The sequence below is a fragment of the Micromonospora fluostatini genome, from assembly GCF_050410825.1.
Taxonomy (GTDB): Bacteria; Actinomycetota; Actinomycetes; order Mycobacteriales; family Micromonosporaceae; genus Micromonospora; species Micromonospora rosaria.
Window position 1 is genome coordinate 1,840,414 of sequence record NZ_CP191251.1, and the last position, 14,330, is coordinate 1,854,743.

The 14,330-nt window shown below is 74.9% G+C and carries 16 protein-coding genes, 1 pseudogene and 1 riboswitch; of the genes and pseudogenes, 15 read left to right on the top strand and 2 right to left on the bottom strand.

The annotated features are described in order from the left end of the window. Window positions 1–35: 35 nt before the first annotated feature. From ACQUFX_RS07685 to ACQUFX_RS07710, 6 genes are all read left to right on the top strand, one after another. Entirely contained in the window at window positions 36–782 is a 747-nt protein-coding gene (locus ACQUFX_RS07685) for an SRPBCC family protein (protein WP_428965334.1), read from the top strand. Further along, the gene (locus tag ACQUFX_RS07690; RefSeq protein ID WP_428965335.1) at window positions 775–1,179 is read left to right on the top strand and encodes a cupin domain-containing protein; all 405 of its coding nucleotides are present in this window, start codon (window positions 775–777) and stop codon (window positions 1,177–1,179) included. Before ACQUFX_RS07685 ends, ACQUFX_RS07690 begins: the two co-directional genes overlap by 8 nt. Next, window positions 1,176–2,534, top strand: a complete 1,359-nt coding sequence (locus ACQUFX_RS07695) for a beta-ketoacyl-[acyl-carrier-protein] synthase family protein (protein ID WP_428965336.1) — start codon at window positions 1,176–1,178, stop codon at window positions 2,532–2,534. Before ACQUFX_RS07690 ends, ACQUFX_RS07695 begins: the two co-directional genes overlap by 4 nt. After that, window positions 2,531–3,844, top strand: a complete 1,314-nt coding sequence (locus tag ACQUFX_RS07700; protein ID WP_428965337.1) for a beta-ketoacyl synthase N-terminal-like domain-containing protein — start codon at window positions 2,531–2,533, stop codon at window positions 3,842–3,844. Before ACQUFX_RS07695 ends, ACQUFX_RS07700 begins: the two co-directional genes overlap by 4 nt. Further along, entirely contained in the window at window positions 3,841–4,209 is a 369-nt protein-coding gene (locus ACQUFX_RS07705; RefSeq protein WP_428965339.1) for an antibiotic biosynthesis monooxygenase family protein, read from the top strand. The genes ACQUFX_RS07700 and ACQUFX_RS07705 overlap by 4 nt, the downstream gene beginning before the upstream one ends. Window positions 4,210–4,298: 89 nt before the next feature. Further along, on the top strand, window positions 4,299–4,550 hold the full coding sequence (locus ACQUFX_RS07710) for a hypothetical protein (RefSeq protein WP_067372604.1): 252 nt from the start codon (window positions 4,299–4,301) through the stop codon (window positions 4,548–4,550). A gap of 106 nt (window positions 4,551–4,656) precedes the next feature. Here the strand turns inward: ACQUFX_RS07710 and ACQUFX_RS07715 are convergent, their stop codons facing one another. Then, window positions 4,657–6,096: a glycine hydroxymethyltransferase gene (locus ACQUFX_RS07715; protein WP_428965340.1), complete on the bottom strand. Its 1,440-nt coding sequence runs from the start codon at window positions 6,094–6,096 to the stop codon at window positions 4,657–4,659. 19 nt (window positions 6,097–6,115) lie between these two features. After that, window positions 6,116–6,206, bottom strand: a riboswitch (ZMP/ZTP riboswitch). Between the two features lie 109 nt (window positions 6,207–6,315). Between ACQUFX_RS07715 and ACQUFX_RS07720 the strand changes: the two genes are divergently transcribed. From ACQUFX_RS07720 to ACQUFX_RS07745, 6 genes and pseudogenes are all read left to right on the top strand, one after another. Further along, entirely contained in the window at window positions 6,316–7,164 is an 849-nt protein-coding gene (locus tag ACQUFX_RS07720; RefSeq protein ID WP_428965341.1) for a metallophosphoesterase family protein, read from the top strand. 145 nt (window positions 7,165–7,309) lie between these two features. Further along, entirely contained in the window at window positions 7,310–7,540 is a 231-nt protein-coding gene (locus ACQUFX_RS07725; RefSeq protein WP_428966891.1) for a hypothetical protein, read from the top strand. Window positions 7,541–7,617: 77 nt separating this feature from the next. Further along, a complete protein-coding gene (locus ACQUFX_RS07730) occupies window positions 7,618–7,815 on the top strand; it encodes a hypothetical protein (RefSeq protein WP_428965342.1) in 198 nt (65 codons plus the stop codon). A gap of 171 nt (window positions 7,816–7,986) precedes the next feature. Continuing rightward, window positions 7,987–8,799, top strand: a complete 813-nt coding sequence (locus ACQUFX_RS07735) for an SAM-dependent methyltransferase (protein ID WP_428965343.1) — start codon at window positions 7,987–7,989, stop codon at window positions 8,797–8,799. Window positions 8,800–8,881: 82 nt separating this feature from the next. Then, a pseudogene (locus ACQUFX_RS07740) lies at window positions 8,882–9,013 on the top strand (ATP-dependent DNA ligase); the annotation flags it as partial. A 41-nt stretch (window positions 9,014–9,054) separates the two neighbouring features. Then, window positions 9,055–9,852 (top strand): DNA polymerase domain-containing protein, encoded by a 798-nt coding sequence (locus tag ACQUFX_RS07745; protein ID WP_428965344.1) that lies wholly within the window; start codon window positions 9,055–9,057, stop codon window positions 9,850–9,852. Between the two features lie 47 nt (window positions 9,853–9,899). Here ACQUFX_RS07745 and ACQUFX_RS07750 read toward each other — a convergent pair whose 3' ends face one another. Then, complete coding sequence (locus ACQUFX_RS07750; RefSeq protein WP_428965345.1) at window positions 9,900–10,406, bottom strand: Lrp/AsnC family transcriptional regulator; 507 nt, start codon at window positions 10,404–10,406, stop codon at window positions 9,900–9,902. Between the two features lie 72 nt (window positions 10,407–10,478). Between ACQUFX_RS07750 and pdhA the strand changes: the two genes are divergently transcribed. The 3 genes from pdhA to ACQUFX_RS07765 are packed head-to-tail and all read left to right on the top strand — an operon-like array spanning window position 10,479 to window position 14,184. Continuing rightward, entirely contained in the window at window positions 10,479–11,696 is a 1,218-nt protein-coding gene (gene pdhA, locus ACQUFX_RS07755; protein ID WP_428966892.1) for a pyruvate dehydrogenase (acetyl-transferring) E1 component subunit alpha, read from the top strand. Continuing rightward, a complete protein-coding gene (locus ACQUFX_RS07760; RefSeq protein WP_067372585.1) occupies window positions 11,696–12,712 on the top strand; it encodes an alpha-ketoacid dehydrogenase subunit beta in 1,017 nt (338 codons plus the stop codon). Before pdhA ends, ACQUFX_RS07760 begins: the two co-directional genes overlap by 1 nt. Further along, window positions 12,709–14,184, top strand: a complete 1,476-nt coding sequence (locus ACQUFX_RS07765; protein ID WP_428965346.1) for a dihydrolipoamide acetyltransferase family protein — start codon at window positions 12,709–12,711, stop codon at window positions 14,182–14,184. The genes ACQUFX_RS07760 and ACQUFX_RS07765 overlap by 4 nt, the downstream gene beginning before the upstream one ends. Window positions 14,185–14,330: the final 146 nt, after the last annotated feature.

Consider the following 14,330-nt stretch of genomic DNA (forward strand, 5'->3'; position numbering starts at 1 on the left):
GCGGCACCGTCGCACCCCGAGCAGAGGAGAGCCTGATGACCGTCACCCGTGGCCGGCCGCTGACCGCGGAGATCACCGACATCCTGGTGGCGCACTGCGGCCTGGACGCCGACGTCGCCGCCCGCACGCCCGACGCCTCCCTGGAGGAGCTGGGCATGGACTCGCTGGCCCTGTTGGAGTTGACCGCCGTGGTCGCCGACCGGTACCGGGTGCAGATCCCCGAACAGGCCAGCCAGCTCAGCATCCCGGCCGTCGCCGACCTGGTCGCCGAGGGTGCGGCGCCGGAGCCGGAACCGGATCCCCCCGGGCACACCGAGAACAGCATCGTCATCGCCGCCCCGCTCTCCCTGGTCTGGGACATCACCAACGACGTGGCGAACTGGCCCGACCTGTTCACCGAGTACGCCTCGGTGCAGATCCTCGAACGCGACGGCCGCACCGTCCGGTTCCGGCTGACCATGCACCCCGACGAGAACGGCGCGGTGTGGAGCTGGGTGAGCGAGCGCACCGCCGACTGGGCCAACCGGGAGGTCCGCGCGCACCGGGTGGAGACCGGGCCGTTCGAGTACATGCGGATCCACTGGCTCTACGCGACCGAGCCGGAGGGCACCCGGATGACCTGGATCCAGGACTTCGCGATGCGCCCCCAGGCGCCGCTGGACAACGCCGGGATGACCGCCCGGATCAACACCAACAGCCTGGTCCAGCTCTCGGTGATCAGGGAACGGATCGAGCGGGTGGCCCGGGAGCGGGCCGGGACGACGGGAGCCGACGATGAGTGAGACCACCGCCCGTACCGTCGCGCTGCGGGACGTGCCGCCGGACCGCCGGCGCGGCGGCGAACTGCGGGTGCTGCTCGGCCCCCGCACCGTCGGCAGCACGTCGGGCTTCCTGGGCGTGGCGACCCTGCAACCCGGGGAGCGCATCGCCGAGCACTACCACCCGTACAGCGAGGAGTTCCTGTACGTGGCGCGCGGCGCGATCACCGTGGACCTGGACGACGAGCCGGTGCCGGTGGGCGCGGGGGAGGGGCTGTTCGTGCCGGTGAACGTGCGGCACCGGCTGCGCAACACCGGCGACGAACCGGCCGAGGTGGTGTTCCACCTCGGACCGCTCGCCCCCCGCCCGGAACTCGGGCACGTCGACACCGAGGTGGCGACGCAGCGGAGCCCGGCGTGACCGCGCCGACGTCGGGCGCGCCGGGGCGGTCCGGGGCGGGGTCGGGGCGACGCACCGTCGTCACCGGCGTCGGGGTGGTCGCCCCGGGCGGGGTCACCCGGGACCGGTTCTGGAAGACGATCACCGAGGGGCGTACCGCCACCCGGCGGATCACCTTCTTCGACCCGTCGCCGTACCGGTCGCAGATCGCCGCCGAGTGCGACTTCGACCCGGACGCCGCCGGGATCACCCTGGCCGAGCGGCGCCGCGCCGACCGGTACGTCCAGTTCGCGCTGGCCTGCTCGGCGGAGGCGCTCGCCGACAGCGGCCTGGACCTCACCGACGCCGACCGGGCGGTCACCGGCGTCGTCCTCGGCACCGCCGTCGGCGGCACCATGGCCCTGGAACAGGAGTACGTGACGGTCAGCGACGCCGGCCGGCACTGGCTGGTCGACCACCGCCTCGGCGGGCCGTACCTGTACCCGGCGCTGGTGCCCAGCAGCCTCGCCGCCGACGTGGCCTGCCGGCACGGCCTGCACGGGCCCGCCCAGGTGATCTCCACCGGCTGCACCTCCGGCATCGACGCCATCGGGTACGCCCACCAGTTGATCGTCGACGGGGAGGCGGAGATCGTCCTCGCCGGGGCGGCGGACTCGCCCATCTCCCCGGTCACCGTCGCCTCGTTCGACGCGATCAAGGCGACCAGCCCGGACAACGACGATCCGGCGCACGCCTCCCGCCCGTTCGACGCCGACCGGCACGGCTTCGTCCTCGCCGAGGGCGCGGCGGTGCTGGTGCTGGAGGAGGCCGAGCACGCCCGCCGCCGGGGCGCGCACGTCTACTGCGAGGTCGCCGGGTACGCCAACCGCAGCAACGGCTACCACATGACCGGCCTGCGCCCGGACGGGGTGGAGATGGGGCTGGCCATCGCCGCCGCGCTGCACCAGGGCCGGCTCGACCCGGGGCAGGTCTCCTACATCAGTGCCCACGGCTCCGGCACGCGGCAGAACGACCGGCACGAGACCGCCGCCTTCAAGTGGGCGCTGGGCCCGGCGGCGTACCGGGTGCCGATCAGCTCGATCAAGTCGATGGTCGGGCACTCGCTCGGCGCGATCGGCTCGATCGAGATGGCGGCCTGCGCGCTGGCCATCGAGTACGGCGTGGTGCCGCCGACGGCCAACTGGAGCACCCGCGACCCGGAGTGCGACCTGGACTACGTGCCGAACGAGGCCCGGGAGGTGCCGGTCGACGTGGCGCTCTCGGTCGGCAGCGGCTTCGGTGGATTCCAGTCCGCGATGATCTTCCGGCGGGTCGGCCGGCCGGCCCGGGGTGGCGACCCGCTGCCGACCTCCCCGGCGGCGGAGCGGGCCGCGTGAGCGCCCGCGCGGTGGTCACCGGCATCGGGGTGGTCGCGCCCAGCGGCATCGGCGCGGACGCGCACTGGCGGACGGTGCTCGACCGCACCCGTCGTACCGGGCCGATCACGCTCTTCGCCGCCGAGGGGTACCCGACCACGGTCGCCGGTGAGGTGGCCGGCTTCACCGCCGGCGAGTACGCCGACACCCGGCAACTGGTGCAGACCGACCGGTGGACCCACCTCGGCTTCGCGGCGACCCGGCTGGCCCTGGCCGACGCCGGGCTGCCCGAGCGGGCCCCCGACCCGTACGGGTACGCGGTGACCCTGGCCAGTTCCTCCGGCGGGAACCTCTTCGGCCAGCGGGAACTGCAACGGCTCTGGGGCGGGCCGTCGCGCACCGTCGGGGCGTACCAGTCGATCGCCTGGTTCTACGCGGCCAGCGTCGGGCAGCTCTCCATCCACCACCAGTTCAAGGGCCCGTGCGGGGTGCTGGTCGCCGAGGCGGCCGGCGGGCTGGACAGCCTGGCGCACGCCGTGCGGACGGTGCGCCGGGGCACCCCGGTGGTGATCGCCGGGGCCACCGAGTGCCCGCTGAGCCCGTACGCGCTCACCTGCCACCTGGCCTCCGGGCTGCTCAGCGGGGTGGCCGACCCGGCCGGGGCGTACCGGCCGTTCGACGCCGCCGCCAGCGGCTACGTCCCGGCCGAGGGGGGCGCGGTCTTCGTGGTGGAGGACCGGGCGCACGCCCTGGACCGGGGCGCCCGGATCTACGGCGAGATCACCGGCTGGGCGGCCACCCACGACGCCACCCACACCACCCCGCCCGGCGGCGTCGCCACCGGCCCCGCCGACCGGCCGGCGGAGGCCACCCCGGCCACCACCGACCCGGCCGGGCCCGCCGACCCGACCTGGTACGCGCGGGCGCTGCGGCTGGCCCTGGACCGGGCCGGTGTCAGCCCCGACGAGGTGGACGTGGTGCTGCCCGACGCGCTCGGGGTGCCCCGGTACGACCGGGCCGAGGCCGCCGCCCTGCGGGCCGTCTTCGCTGACCGGCCGCCACCGGTGACCACCCAGAAGCCGCTGACCGGCCGGGCCCACCAGGGCGGCTCGGCGCTGGACGTGGCCACCGCGCTGCTCGCCTTCCGGCACGACACCCTGCCGGCCTCGGCCGGCCCCGAGGACCCGGCCGACGGCTGCGACCTCGACTTCCTGCGGGAGCACCGCCGCCCGCGCAGCCGGGTCGCGCTGGTCGGCGCCCGGGGCTTCGACGGGTTCAACAGCGCCCTGGTGCTGCGCGGGGCGCCGCCGCCACGACAGGGGGAACGATGAGCGAACACCGGGCCCGGGTGGTCTTCCTGGTACGGGTGCCGCAGGAGCGCACCGGGGACTTCCTGCGGGCGTACGAGGCGGTCCGGCACCTGGTCGCCGAGGGCGTCCCCGGTCACCTGGTCGACCAGGTCTGCCGCTCGGCCACCGACCCGGAGCAGTGGCTGATCACCAGCGAGTGGGCCCGGCTGGCCGACTTCGAGGCGTGGGAACGCAGCCCCGAGCACCGGGACCTGGTCCGGCCGATGCGGGAGTGCTTCACCGACGCCCGGTCGCTGCGCTTCGTCGTGCACGCCCAGACCCCCGAGCCGCTCACCTCGGTCATCCGGGCCGACCCGGCCCCGGTGGTGGTCACCGGCGGCGGGTGAGCGGCGCTGCGGTGACGGACCGCTGTCGGGATGCGGCACGCGGTGACCCGGTGGTTCCCCGGTCCGCTGTGGACGGCGATAATGGACCGATGGTTGCCTGGGAATACGCCTTGCTGGTCCGCCGGTACCAGGGACAGGGCCGCAGTTTCAGCGTCTCGTTCATCTGGTACGGCCCCGACGGTTCGCGCACCGACGTCACCGCGTACGGCGACACCGCCGTCGCCCACCTGAACCGGGTCGGCCGGCAGGGCTGGGAGCTGGTCACCGCCGCCGAGGACGTGAACAACGTCCAGGGCAGCACCGAGGTCCACCGCTACCACCTCAAGCGCCCCCTGGCCTGAGCCCCGCTCCCACCCGCCCGAACGATCAAGGGGTTTGCGGCGCGACCCGCGAGACGCCGGTCGCCGCCGCAAACCCCTTGGTCACCGTCCGTGGCGGTGGAGGAGGTCAGCCGAGGGAGACGGTGGGGTAGAGGGGGAAGCCGGACAGCAGGTCGGTGGCCTGGCGGCTGACCTTGTCGGCGAGGGCCGGGTCCAGGACGTACTTGGCCTTCGAGCCGGTGCCGTCGGCGTTGGCGCCGGGGCTGGTCTGGGCGAGCACGGTGTGGATCAGCTCGGCGGTGGCGTCCATCTCGGCGGTGCCGAGGCCCCGGGTGGTCAGCGCCGGGGTGCCGATCCGGACGCCGGAGGTGTACCAGGCCCCGTTCGGGTCCTGGGGGACCGCGTTGCGGTTGGTGACGATGCCCGAGTCGAGCAGCGCCTGCTCGGCCTGCCGACCGGTCAGCCCGTACCCGGTGACGTCGATGAGGACCAGGTGGTTGTCGGTGCCGCCGGTGACCAGCTTCGCGCCCCGGCGCAGCAGCCCGTCGGCGAGGGCCTGCGCGTTGTCCACGATGCGCTGGGCGTAGTCGGCGAAGGCGGGCTGCCGGGCCTCGGCCAGGGCGACCGCCTTGGCGGCCATCACGTGCGGCAGCGGGCCGCCGAGCACCATCGGGCAGCCCCGGTCGACCTGGTCGGCCAGCTCCGGCCCGCAGAGCACCATGCCGCCGCGCGGGCCGCGCAGCGACTTGTGGGTGGTGGTGGTGACGATGTGCGCGTGCGGCACCGGGTCGAAGTCGCCGGTGAAGACCTTCCCGGCGACCAGGCCGGCGAAGTGGGCCATGTCGACCATGAAGGCGGCGCCGACGGAGTCGGCGATCTCCCGCAGGATCCGGAAGTTGACCTTCCGGGGGTACGCGGAGTAGCCACCGACCAGGATCAGCGGCTTGAACTCGCGGGCCGCCTCGGCCACCCGGTCGTAGTCGATCAGCCCGGTCGCCGGGTCGGTGCCGTAGCTGCGCTGGTCGAACATCTTGCCGGAGATGTTCGGCCGGAACCCGTGGGTCAGGTGGCCGCCCGCGTCCAGCGACATGCCCAGCATCCGCTGGTTGCCCAGCTCCCGGCGCAACGCGTACCAGTCCTGCTCGGTCAGGTCGTTGACGTGCTTGGCCTGGGCCTTGCGCAGGGCCGGGGCCTCCACCCGGTCGGCCAGCACCGCCCAGAACGCGACCAGGTTGGCGTCGATGCCCGAGTGCGGCTGCACGTACGCGTGCGCCGCCCCGAACAGCTCCCGGGCGTGCTCGGCGGCGAGCGCCTCGACGGTGTCGACGTTCTGGCAGCCGGCGTAGAAGCGGCGGCCCACGGTGCCCTCGGCGTACTTGTCGCTGAACCAGTTCCCCATCGCCAGCAGGGTGGCGGGGGAGGCGTAGTTCTCGCTGGCGATCAGCTTGAGCGACTCGCGCTGGTCGGTCAGCTCCGCGCCGATCGCGTCGGCCACCCGGGGCTCGACGGCGCGGATCACCTCAAGCGCGCTGCGGAACGCGGTGGACTCGGCGCTGGACGACGACATGCGACCTCCTCAGGACGTACGGGAAGGCCCAGGCGCTCGGCATGCGTCGCTGATGACGGGACCGCTCCCCGATGGTTCTCCATCTTCACGCGCCAGTCACGGCCCGTGGTGATCCTACCGGGTCCGTCCCGGCCGGTCCGGCACACCTCACGACGGCCGTGGCCCGGCCCGGTCGTCCGGGGGTCGCGGGCGGGGGCTCCATTGCCTAGGATCGCTGGCATGGCGGGGGACCAGGGCGCGCGGTTGCTCGCCATCAGCGATCTGCACATCGGCCACCCGGAGAACCGGGCCATCGTCGAGGCGCTGCACCCGCAGACGCCGGGCGACTGGCTGCTGGTCGCCGGGGACGTCGCCGACACGGTGGCCGACGTCGAGTGGGCACTCGGGCTGCTGGCCGACCGGTTCGCGAAGGTCGTCTGGGCGCCGGGCAACCACGAGCTGTGGACCCCGCCGGGGGATCCCGTCACGCTGCGTGGCGTCGCGCGCTACGAGCACCTGGTGCAGCGGTGCCGGGCCCTGGGCGTCGTCACCCCGGAGGACCCGTACCCGGTCTGGACCGGCGTCGGCGGGCCGGTGCTGGTCGCGCCCCTGTTCCTGCTCTACGACCACAGTTGGCGTCCGGAGGGGCTGGACACCCCGGAGGCGGCGCTGGCCGAGGCGCACCGGGTCGGGGTGGTCTGCACCGACGAGTACCTGCTCCACCCGGACCCGTACCCGAGCCGGTCGGCGTGGTGCGCGGCCCGGCTGGCGCTGACCGAACGCCGGCTGGCCGAGCGGGACGGGGCGCTGCCCACCGTGCTGGTCAACCACTACCCGCTGGTGCGGGAGCCGACCCGGGTGCTGCGGTACCCGATCTTCGCCCAGTGGTGCGGCACCGAGGCCACCGCCGACTGGCACCTGCGCTTCGACGCCGCCGCGGTCGTCTACGGCCACCTGCACATCCCCCGGACCACCTGGCACGACGGTGTCCGGTTCGAGGAGGTGTCGGTCGGTTACCCGAGGGAGTGGCGGCAACGCCCCACCCCGCCGGGCCGGCTCCGCCGCATCCTGCCCCCGCCACCCGCCTGACCGTCGAGCCGCCCCCGTCCCACGTGTCCCCGGGTGTCCGGTTCCCGGGCACCGCGCGGCCAGGGCGGACGAGTGGAGGTGGCGGGGCCGGGTAAGCGCTGGTGGCAGCACAGCCGACACCACAGGGAGGTGCGCCGTGGCGACGATGGTCAGGGAGCCGATCAGCCCGGTGAAGGACAAGAACTACGACCTCATCCACGCGCTGCAACTGTCGCTGGAGCACATCTGGCGGATGGAGACGTACATCGTCGACGCCGAGGAACGCGGCGACACGGAGCTGGCCACCTGGTTCCGTGCGCTCCAGGAGAACAGCCGCGAGGCCGGCGAGCAGGGCAAGCGCATGCTGGCGACGCGGTTGCAGCAGGAGAACGGCTGACCGCCTGGTGGCCGGGCGGCGACGGCCGCCCGGTCACCCCGCGTGTGCGGCACGGCCGCCGACGGTACCGTCCGTCGGTGGCCGTCGCGCACCGGCGCCTGGTCTGGCTCGCCGTGGACACCGCCGACCCGCCCGGTGCGGCGTTCCGCGTCGCCGGGGGCGGCACGCTCGCCACGATCGACGCGGAGCCGTACGCGCTGGCCGACGACGCGGTGGTCGGATCGCCCATCCGCTGCACCTGGGCGACACGGTGCCGGCGACGTGCCGTCCGGTGACTGGCGTCCCGACGGGAAGGTGCGCTTCGGTGATCTCGACCCGCTGGTCGCCTCCGAGGTGCTGCGCGACCTACGGCGTCGACCAGCCGGTGTGGACCCTCCGCTGTGGAGGCGTCGCGCCGGTGTGATCCGTTACGCTGTCCCGGCAATCGTGACGACAGAGGAGTGCTCGTGTCCCAGGCCAGTGGCGTCGACGCCCACCCCACGGCCCCGCGCCCCGATCCCTCGGTGGCGCACAACGCCCGGGTGTGGAACTACTGGCTCGGCGGCAAGGACAACTTCGAGTCGGACCGGGCGGTCGGCGACCGGATCCGGTCGATGTTCCCGGTCATCGGGGAGGTGGCCCGCGCGGACCGGCGCTTCCTGGCCCGGGTGGTCCGGCACCTCGCCGGCGACCTGGGCGTGCGGCAGTTCCTGGACATCGGCACCGGGCTGCCCACCGCCGACAACACCCACCAGCTCGCCCAGGCCGTCGATCCGCGTTCGCGGGTCGTCTACGTGGACAACGACCCGATGGTGCTGGTGCACGCCCGCGCGTTGCTGACCAGTTCGCCGGAGGGCGCCACGGACTACCTCGACGCCGACGTGCACCGCCCCGAGGAGATCCTGGCCGGCGCGGCCCGCACCCTCGACCTCGACCAGCCGGTGGCGGTGATGATGCTGGGCATCCTCAACTTCGTCCAGGACACCGAGGTGGCGGTCGCGATAGTGCGCCGGCTGCTCGACGTGATGCCGTCCGGAAGCTACCTGGCCCTGACCCACCCCACCGTCGAGCTCGGCGGCGAGGCGAACGTGGCGGCGATGGCCTTCTGGAACGCGCACGCCTCCCCGCCGATCCGGGCCCGGACCGGCGCCGAGATCGGCCGCTTCTTCACCGGGCTGGAGCTGGTCGAGCCGGGGCTGGTCTCCTGCGCCCGCTGGCGTCCCGACGACGCCGACGAGGCCATGGTGCCGCAGTACGGCGGGCTGGCCCGCAAGCCCTGACCGGCGGCACCGGCCCGGCCACCCGCCCGCGACCGGTGGCAACCGTCCCCGGCGGTGCCGGTGGGCGTCGTACCGTGGTCGCATGGCGGCAGCCGAGGAACTCCGGGTCGGGCAGCGGACCGTCCGCGTCTCCAACCCCGACCGGCCGTACTTTCCCGAGCGGGGTCTGACCAAGCTGGACGTGGTGCGGTACTTCCTCGCCGTCGGCGACGGCATCCTGCGGGCCCTGCGGGACCGGCCCACCATGCTGGAGCGGTGGCCCCGGGGCGTGCTGCCCGGCGTCCGGATCGGTACCCGGCAGGACAACCGGGGCGACGCCTTCTACCAGAAACGGCTGCCGGCCGGCGCCCCGGACTGGGTCCGCACCGCGCACCTCACCTTCCCAGCGGCCGGACCGCCGACGAGGTCGCCCCGGACGACCTGGCGGTGGTGATCTGGGCGGTGAACCTGGGCACCCTGCGCTTCCACCCCTGGCCGGTGTCGACGGGCGACGTGGACCGTCCCGACCAGCTACGGGTGGACCTCGACCCGCAGCCGGGGGTCGGCTTCGACCAGGTCGTCCCGGTGGCGCACGAGGTCCGGGCGGTCCTCGCCGAGCTGGGGCTGACCGGCTGGCCGAAGACCACCGGCGGCCGGGGCCTGCACGTCTATCTCAGCATCGAGCCCCGGTGGAGCTTCGGCGACTGCCGCCGGGCGGTGCTGGCGCTCGGCCACGAGGTGCGCCGTCGCCGCCCCGACCTGGTCACCACCACCTGGTGGCGGGACCAGCGGGACCGGCCGGTCTTCATCGACTACAACCAGATGGCGCGGGACCACACCATGACCTCGGCGTACTCGATCCGCCCGACGCCGGCGGCGCTGGTCAGCGCGCCGCTGGACTGGGCGGAGCTGAACGACGCCCGGCCGGAGGACTTCGACGTGGTCAGCGTGCCGGCCCGGTTCGCCGACCGGGGCGACCCGCACGCCGGCCTGGACGGGGCGCGGTACTCGCTCCAGCCGCTGCTGGACCTGGCCGACCGCGACGGCCTGCCCGCCCCGCCCGCGCCCCGCTGACCGGCCCACCGTCGACCCGGCGGCCGGCTCCGCGCCGGCCGGGCGGCTCACTCCCAGGGGCTCTGCGCCCCGTCGAACTCCTCGAAGACCAGCCACGTCCGGGTGGACAGCACCCCGGCGATGCTCTGCACCCGGTTGAGCACCACGTCCCGCAGGGCGGCGTTGTCCGGGGCCCGGACCAGCGCCAGGACGTCGTGGTCGCCGCCGATCAGCGCGGCGTGCTCGATGTAGCGCACCCGGGCCAGCTCCGCCGACACCTCCCGCCAGGTGTTCTGCTCGATGGTCAGCGCCACGTACGCCGAGGTGCCCAGCCCGGCCGGCTCCGGGGCGACCTGCGCCCGGAACCCGGTGACCACGCCGTCGCGCAGCAGCCGCTCCAGCCGGGCGTACGCGTTGGTGCGGGAGACGTGCACCTGGTCGGCCAGGGTCCGTACCGACATCCGGCCGTCGCGGGTCAGCTCGGCCAGGATCCGCCGGTCGACCTCGTCCAACGGCCCGGCCGAACGTCCCGGGCCGCCCGTCCCGCCCCCGGGAATGGCGGTCTCCTGGCTCATCCCCACCCCTGTCGTATGCCATTCGTCCCGCCTTGCCGGCGGATCTTGAGTCAATCATCCTCTGCGGGGAGCATAGGCCCACCACACGTCCAGGAGGTCCCCGCCGTGACGACCACACCCCAGGCGGTCCGCAGGGCATCCCCGCGCACCCGCCGCCCGGCGAAGAAGACGGCCACCGCCGTCGATCCGGCCGCCGGTCTGCTCCCCGCCGCCGAACCGGTCCGACTGCTCGACCCCGCCGGCGGCGCGCTGCCACCGCACGCCGATTACCCGGTCCCCGACGCCGGGGTCCTGCGGGAGCTGTACCGGCGGATGGTGGTGGGCCGCCGCTTCGACGCCCAGGCCACCGCGCTGACCAAGCAGGGCCGGCTGGCCGTCTACCCGTCCTCCCGGGGGCAGGAGGCCTGCCAGGTCGCCCCGATGCTCGCGCTGCGCGACACCGACTGGGTCTTCCCCACGTACCGCGAGTCGATGGCGCTGGTCAGCCGGGGCCTGGACCCGGTCGAGGTGCTCACCCTGCTGCGCGGCGACTGGCACTGCGGGTACGACCCGGCGGCCCGCCGGACCGCCCCGCAGTGCACCCCGTTGGCCACCCAGTGCGTGCACGCGGCCGGCGTCGCCCACGGCGAGTCCCTCCAGGGCCGCGACACCGTCGCCTTCGTCTACATCGGCGACGGCGCGACCAGCGAGGGTGACTTCCACGAGGGGCTCAACTTCGCCGCCGTGTTCAAGGCGCCCGTGGTCTACCTGGTGCAGAACAACAAGTACGCGATCAGCGTCCCGCTGTCCCGGCAGACCGCCGCCCCGACCCTGGCCCACAAGGGCGTCGGGTACGGGGTGCCCAGCGAGCAGGTCGACGGCAACGACCCGGCAGCGGTGCTGGCCGTGCTCACCCGGGCCGTCGCGCACGCCCGCGCCGGCCACGGTCCGTACCTGGTCGAGGCGCACACGTACCGGATGGAGCCGCACACCAACGCCGACGACGCCACCCGCTACCGGGACGGGGCCGAGGTCGACGCCTGGCGGGACCGGGACCCGGTCGCCCGGCTGGAGGCGTACCTGCGGGCCACCGACGGGCTCGACGACGCCACCGTCGCGGCGGTCGCCGAGGAGGCCGAGGCGTACGCCGCCCGGCTGCGGGAACGGATGCACGACACCCCGACGGTGGACCCGCTGAGCCTCTTCGAGCACGTCTACGCCGAACCCACCCCGCAGCTCGTCGAGCAGCGTGAGCAGGTCCGCGCCGAACTGGCCGCCGCGGCGGCCGACGACGAGCGGGGGACGCGCTGATGGCCGCCACCACGATGGCGAAGGCGCTCAACGCCGCGCTCGCCGACGCGATGGCCGACGACGAGCGGGTGCTGGTCTTCGGCGAGGACGTCGGGCAGCTCGGCGGCGTCTTCCGGATCACCGACGGACTCCAGGCCCGGTTCGGCGACAAGCGGTGCTTCGACACCCCGCTCGCCGAGGCCGGCATCGTCGGCTTCGCGGTCGGGCTGGCCATGTCCGGGCTGCGGCCGGTGGTCGAGATGCAGTTCGACGCCTTCGCGTACCCGGCCTTCGAGCAGATCGCCTCGCACGTGGCGAAGCTGCGCAACCGTACCCGGGGCGCGCTGAGCGTGCCGATGGTGATCCGGGTGCCGTACGCCGGTGGGATCGGCGGGGTGGAGCACCACTGCGACTCCTCCGAGGCGTACTACGCGCACACCCCCGGGCTGAAGGTGGTCACCCCGGCCACCGTGGACGACGCGTACTCGCTGCTGCGCGCCGCCATCGACGACCCGGACCCGGTGGTGTTCCTGGAGCCGAAGAAGCTCTACTTCTCCAGCGCCGAGGCGGCGCTGCCGGCCCGGACCGAGCCGATCGGCCGGGCGGTGGTCCGCCGGCCCGGCCGCGACGCGACCCTGGTCGCGTACGGCCCGTCGGTGCCGGTGGCGCTGGAGTCCGCCGAGGCGGCCCGGGAGGAGGGCTGGGACCTGGAGGTGGTGGACGTGCGCAGCATCGTGCCGTTCGACGACGCCACCGTCACCGCCTCGGTCCGGCGCACCGGGCGCTGCGTGGTGATCACCGAGGCGCAGGGCTTCGCCGGGGTCGGCGCGGAGATCGCCGCCCGGGTGCAGGAACGCTGCTTCCACGCCCTGCACGCCCCGGTGCTGCGGGTCAGCGGCCTGGACATCCCGTACCCGGCGCCGATGCTGGAGCACACCCACCTGCCGAGCGTGGACCGGGTGCTCGACACGGTGGCCCGGCTCCAGTTCGACGACCAGCCGGACCCGCGCTGGCTCACCGAGGGCGACGCGGCATGAGCGCGCGCAGCGAGCAGGTGTTCCTGCTGCCCGATCTCGGCGAGGGGCTGACCGAGGCGGAGATCGTCGAGTGGCGGGTCGCGGTCGGTGACACGGTGACCGTTGACCAGTCCGTGGTGGAGGTGGAGACGGCCAAGGCGGTCGTCGACGTGCCCTGCCCGTACGCCGGGCGGGTGGTGGCCCTGCACGGGGCGGCCGGGGAGGTCCGCCCGGTCGGCCAGCCGCTGATCACCATCGCGGCGGCCGGGACCGCCGGCGCGGAGCCCGCCGGGCACGCCACCTACCGCGAGGAGGAGCGCGCCGGCTCGGGCAACGTCCTGATCGGGTACGGCACCGGGCACGGCGACGCCGGCCGGCGGCGTCGCCGCGCCCGCCTCGCCGTCGCCCCCGAGGCGCCGGCCCCGGCGGCCCCGCCCGGGCCCGCCGCCGCCGTGCCCGCCGCGCCCGCCCCCGTGCCCGCCGCGCCCGCCCCCGTGCCCGCTGCTCCCGCCGCCGCGCCCGCCGCGCGGCCGGCGGCGGCCCCGGCGGCAGGTGCCGCGACCGCCCCGGCGTCCGGCGCGCCGCGGGTGATCTCGCCGATCGTGCGCCGGCTGGCCCGCGACCGGGGCGTGGACCTGGCCGGGCTGACCGGCACCGGCCCCGGCGGGGTGATCCGGCGCGCCGACGTGGAGGCCGCGCTCGCCGCGTCGGCCGCCGGCCCGGTCCCGGCCGCCACCACCGGTGGTCCGGGCGCCCGGCTGGCGGCGGTGCCCGCCCTGCCGGACCCGGCGGAGCCGGGGGACGACCTGGTCATCCCGCTCACCGGCATCCGGCGGGCGATCGCCGACAAGCTCTCCCGCAGCCGGCGGGAGATCCCCGAGGTGACCATCTGGGTCGACGTGGACGCCACCGGGCTGCTGGCCACCCGGGCGGCGATCAACGCGGCCCGGCCGGAGCAGCCGGTGAGCATCCTGGCCCTGCTGGCCCGGGTCTGCCTCTCCGGTCTGCGGCGCTTCCCGCAGCTCAACGCGCACGTCGACACCGCCGGGCAGCGGATCGTCCAGTCCCGGGGCGTGCACCTGGGCATCGCCACCCAGACCGACCGGGGCCTGGTGGTGCCGGTGCTGCGCGACGCGCAGCGGCTGACCACCGCCGACCTCGCCGCCGACCTGGCCGCGACCACGGCCGCCGCCCGCGCCGGCACGCTGCCGCCGGCCCGGCTCACCGGCGGCACCTTCACCCTGAACAACTACGGGGTGTTCGGGGTCGACGGCTCCACCCCGATCATCAACCACCCGGAGGCGGCGCTGCTCGGCATCGGCCGGATCGTGGACAAGCCGTGGGTGGTCGACGGGAGCCTGGCCGTCCGCAAGGTCACCCAGCTCAGCCTGACCTTCGACCACCGGGTCTGCGACGGCGGCGTGGCGGGCGGCTTCCTGCGGCACGTCGCCGACTGCGTCGAGCAGCCGGCGCTGCTGATCGCCCACACCTGACGGCTCCCGGCCCCGGCCCCCGGCACCGGGGCCGGGTCCGGGAGCGGGCTCGCCGGCACCCCGGCTCCGGCGCGTGGGGTGCCGGCGGCGGTGTTTCCGGACGCCGGCACCGGGAATGCGCCGCCGGACGGGTCCGTACGCCGAAG

What these genes read in the sequence shown, in the direction of transcription:
- ACQUFX_RS07765 (WP_428965346.1), top strand. Translation starts at nt 12,709, where the DNA reads ATGAGCGCGCGCAGCGAGCAGGTGTTCCTGCTGCCCGATCTCGGCGAG.
- ACQUFX_RS07715 (WP_428965340.1), bottom strand. Translation starts at nt 6,096, where the DNA reads ATGTCGTCGTCCAGCGCCGAGTCCACCGCGTTCCGCAGCGCGCTTGAG.
- ACQUFX_RS07685 (WP_428965334.1), top strand. Translation starts at nt 36, where the DNA reads ATGACCGTCACCCGTGGCCGGCCGCTGACCGCGGAGATCACCGACATC.
- ACQUFX_RS07705 (WP_428965339.1), top strand. Translation starts at nt 3,841, where the DNA reads ATGAGCGAACACCGGGCCCGGGTGGTCTTCCTGGTACGGGTGCCGCAG.
- ACQUFX_RS07725 (WP_428966891.1), top strand. Translation starts at nt 7,310, where the DNA reads ATGGTCAGGGAGCCGATCAGCCCGGTGAAGGACAAGAACTACGACCTC.
- ACQUFX_RS07760 (WP_067372585.1), top strand. Translation starts at nt 11,696, where the DNA reads ATGGCCGCCACCACGATGGCGAAGGCGCTCAACGCCGCGCTCGCCGAC.
- ACQUFX_RS07720 (WP_428965341.1), top strand. Translation starts at nt 6,316, where the DNA reads ATGGCGGGGGACCAGGGCGCGCGGTTGCTCGCCATCAGCGATCTGCAC.
- ACQUFX_RS07750 (WP_428965345.1), bottom strand. Translation starts at nt 10,406, where the DNA reads ATGAGCCAGGAGACCGCCATTCCCGGGGGCGGGACGGGCGGCCCGGGA.
- ACQUFX_RS07710 (WP_067372604.1), top strand. Translation starts at nt 4,299, where the DNA reads ATGGTTGCCTGGGAATACGCCTTGCTGGTCCGCCGGTACCAGGGACAG.
- ACQUFX_RS07690 (WP_428965335.1), top strand. Translation starts at nt 775, where the DNA reads ATGAGTGAGACCACCGCCCGTACCGTCGCGCTGCGGGACGTGCCGCCG.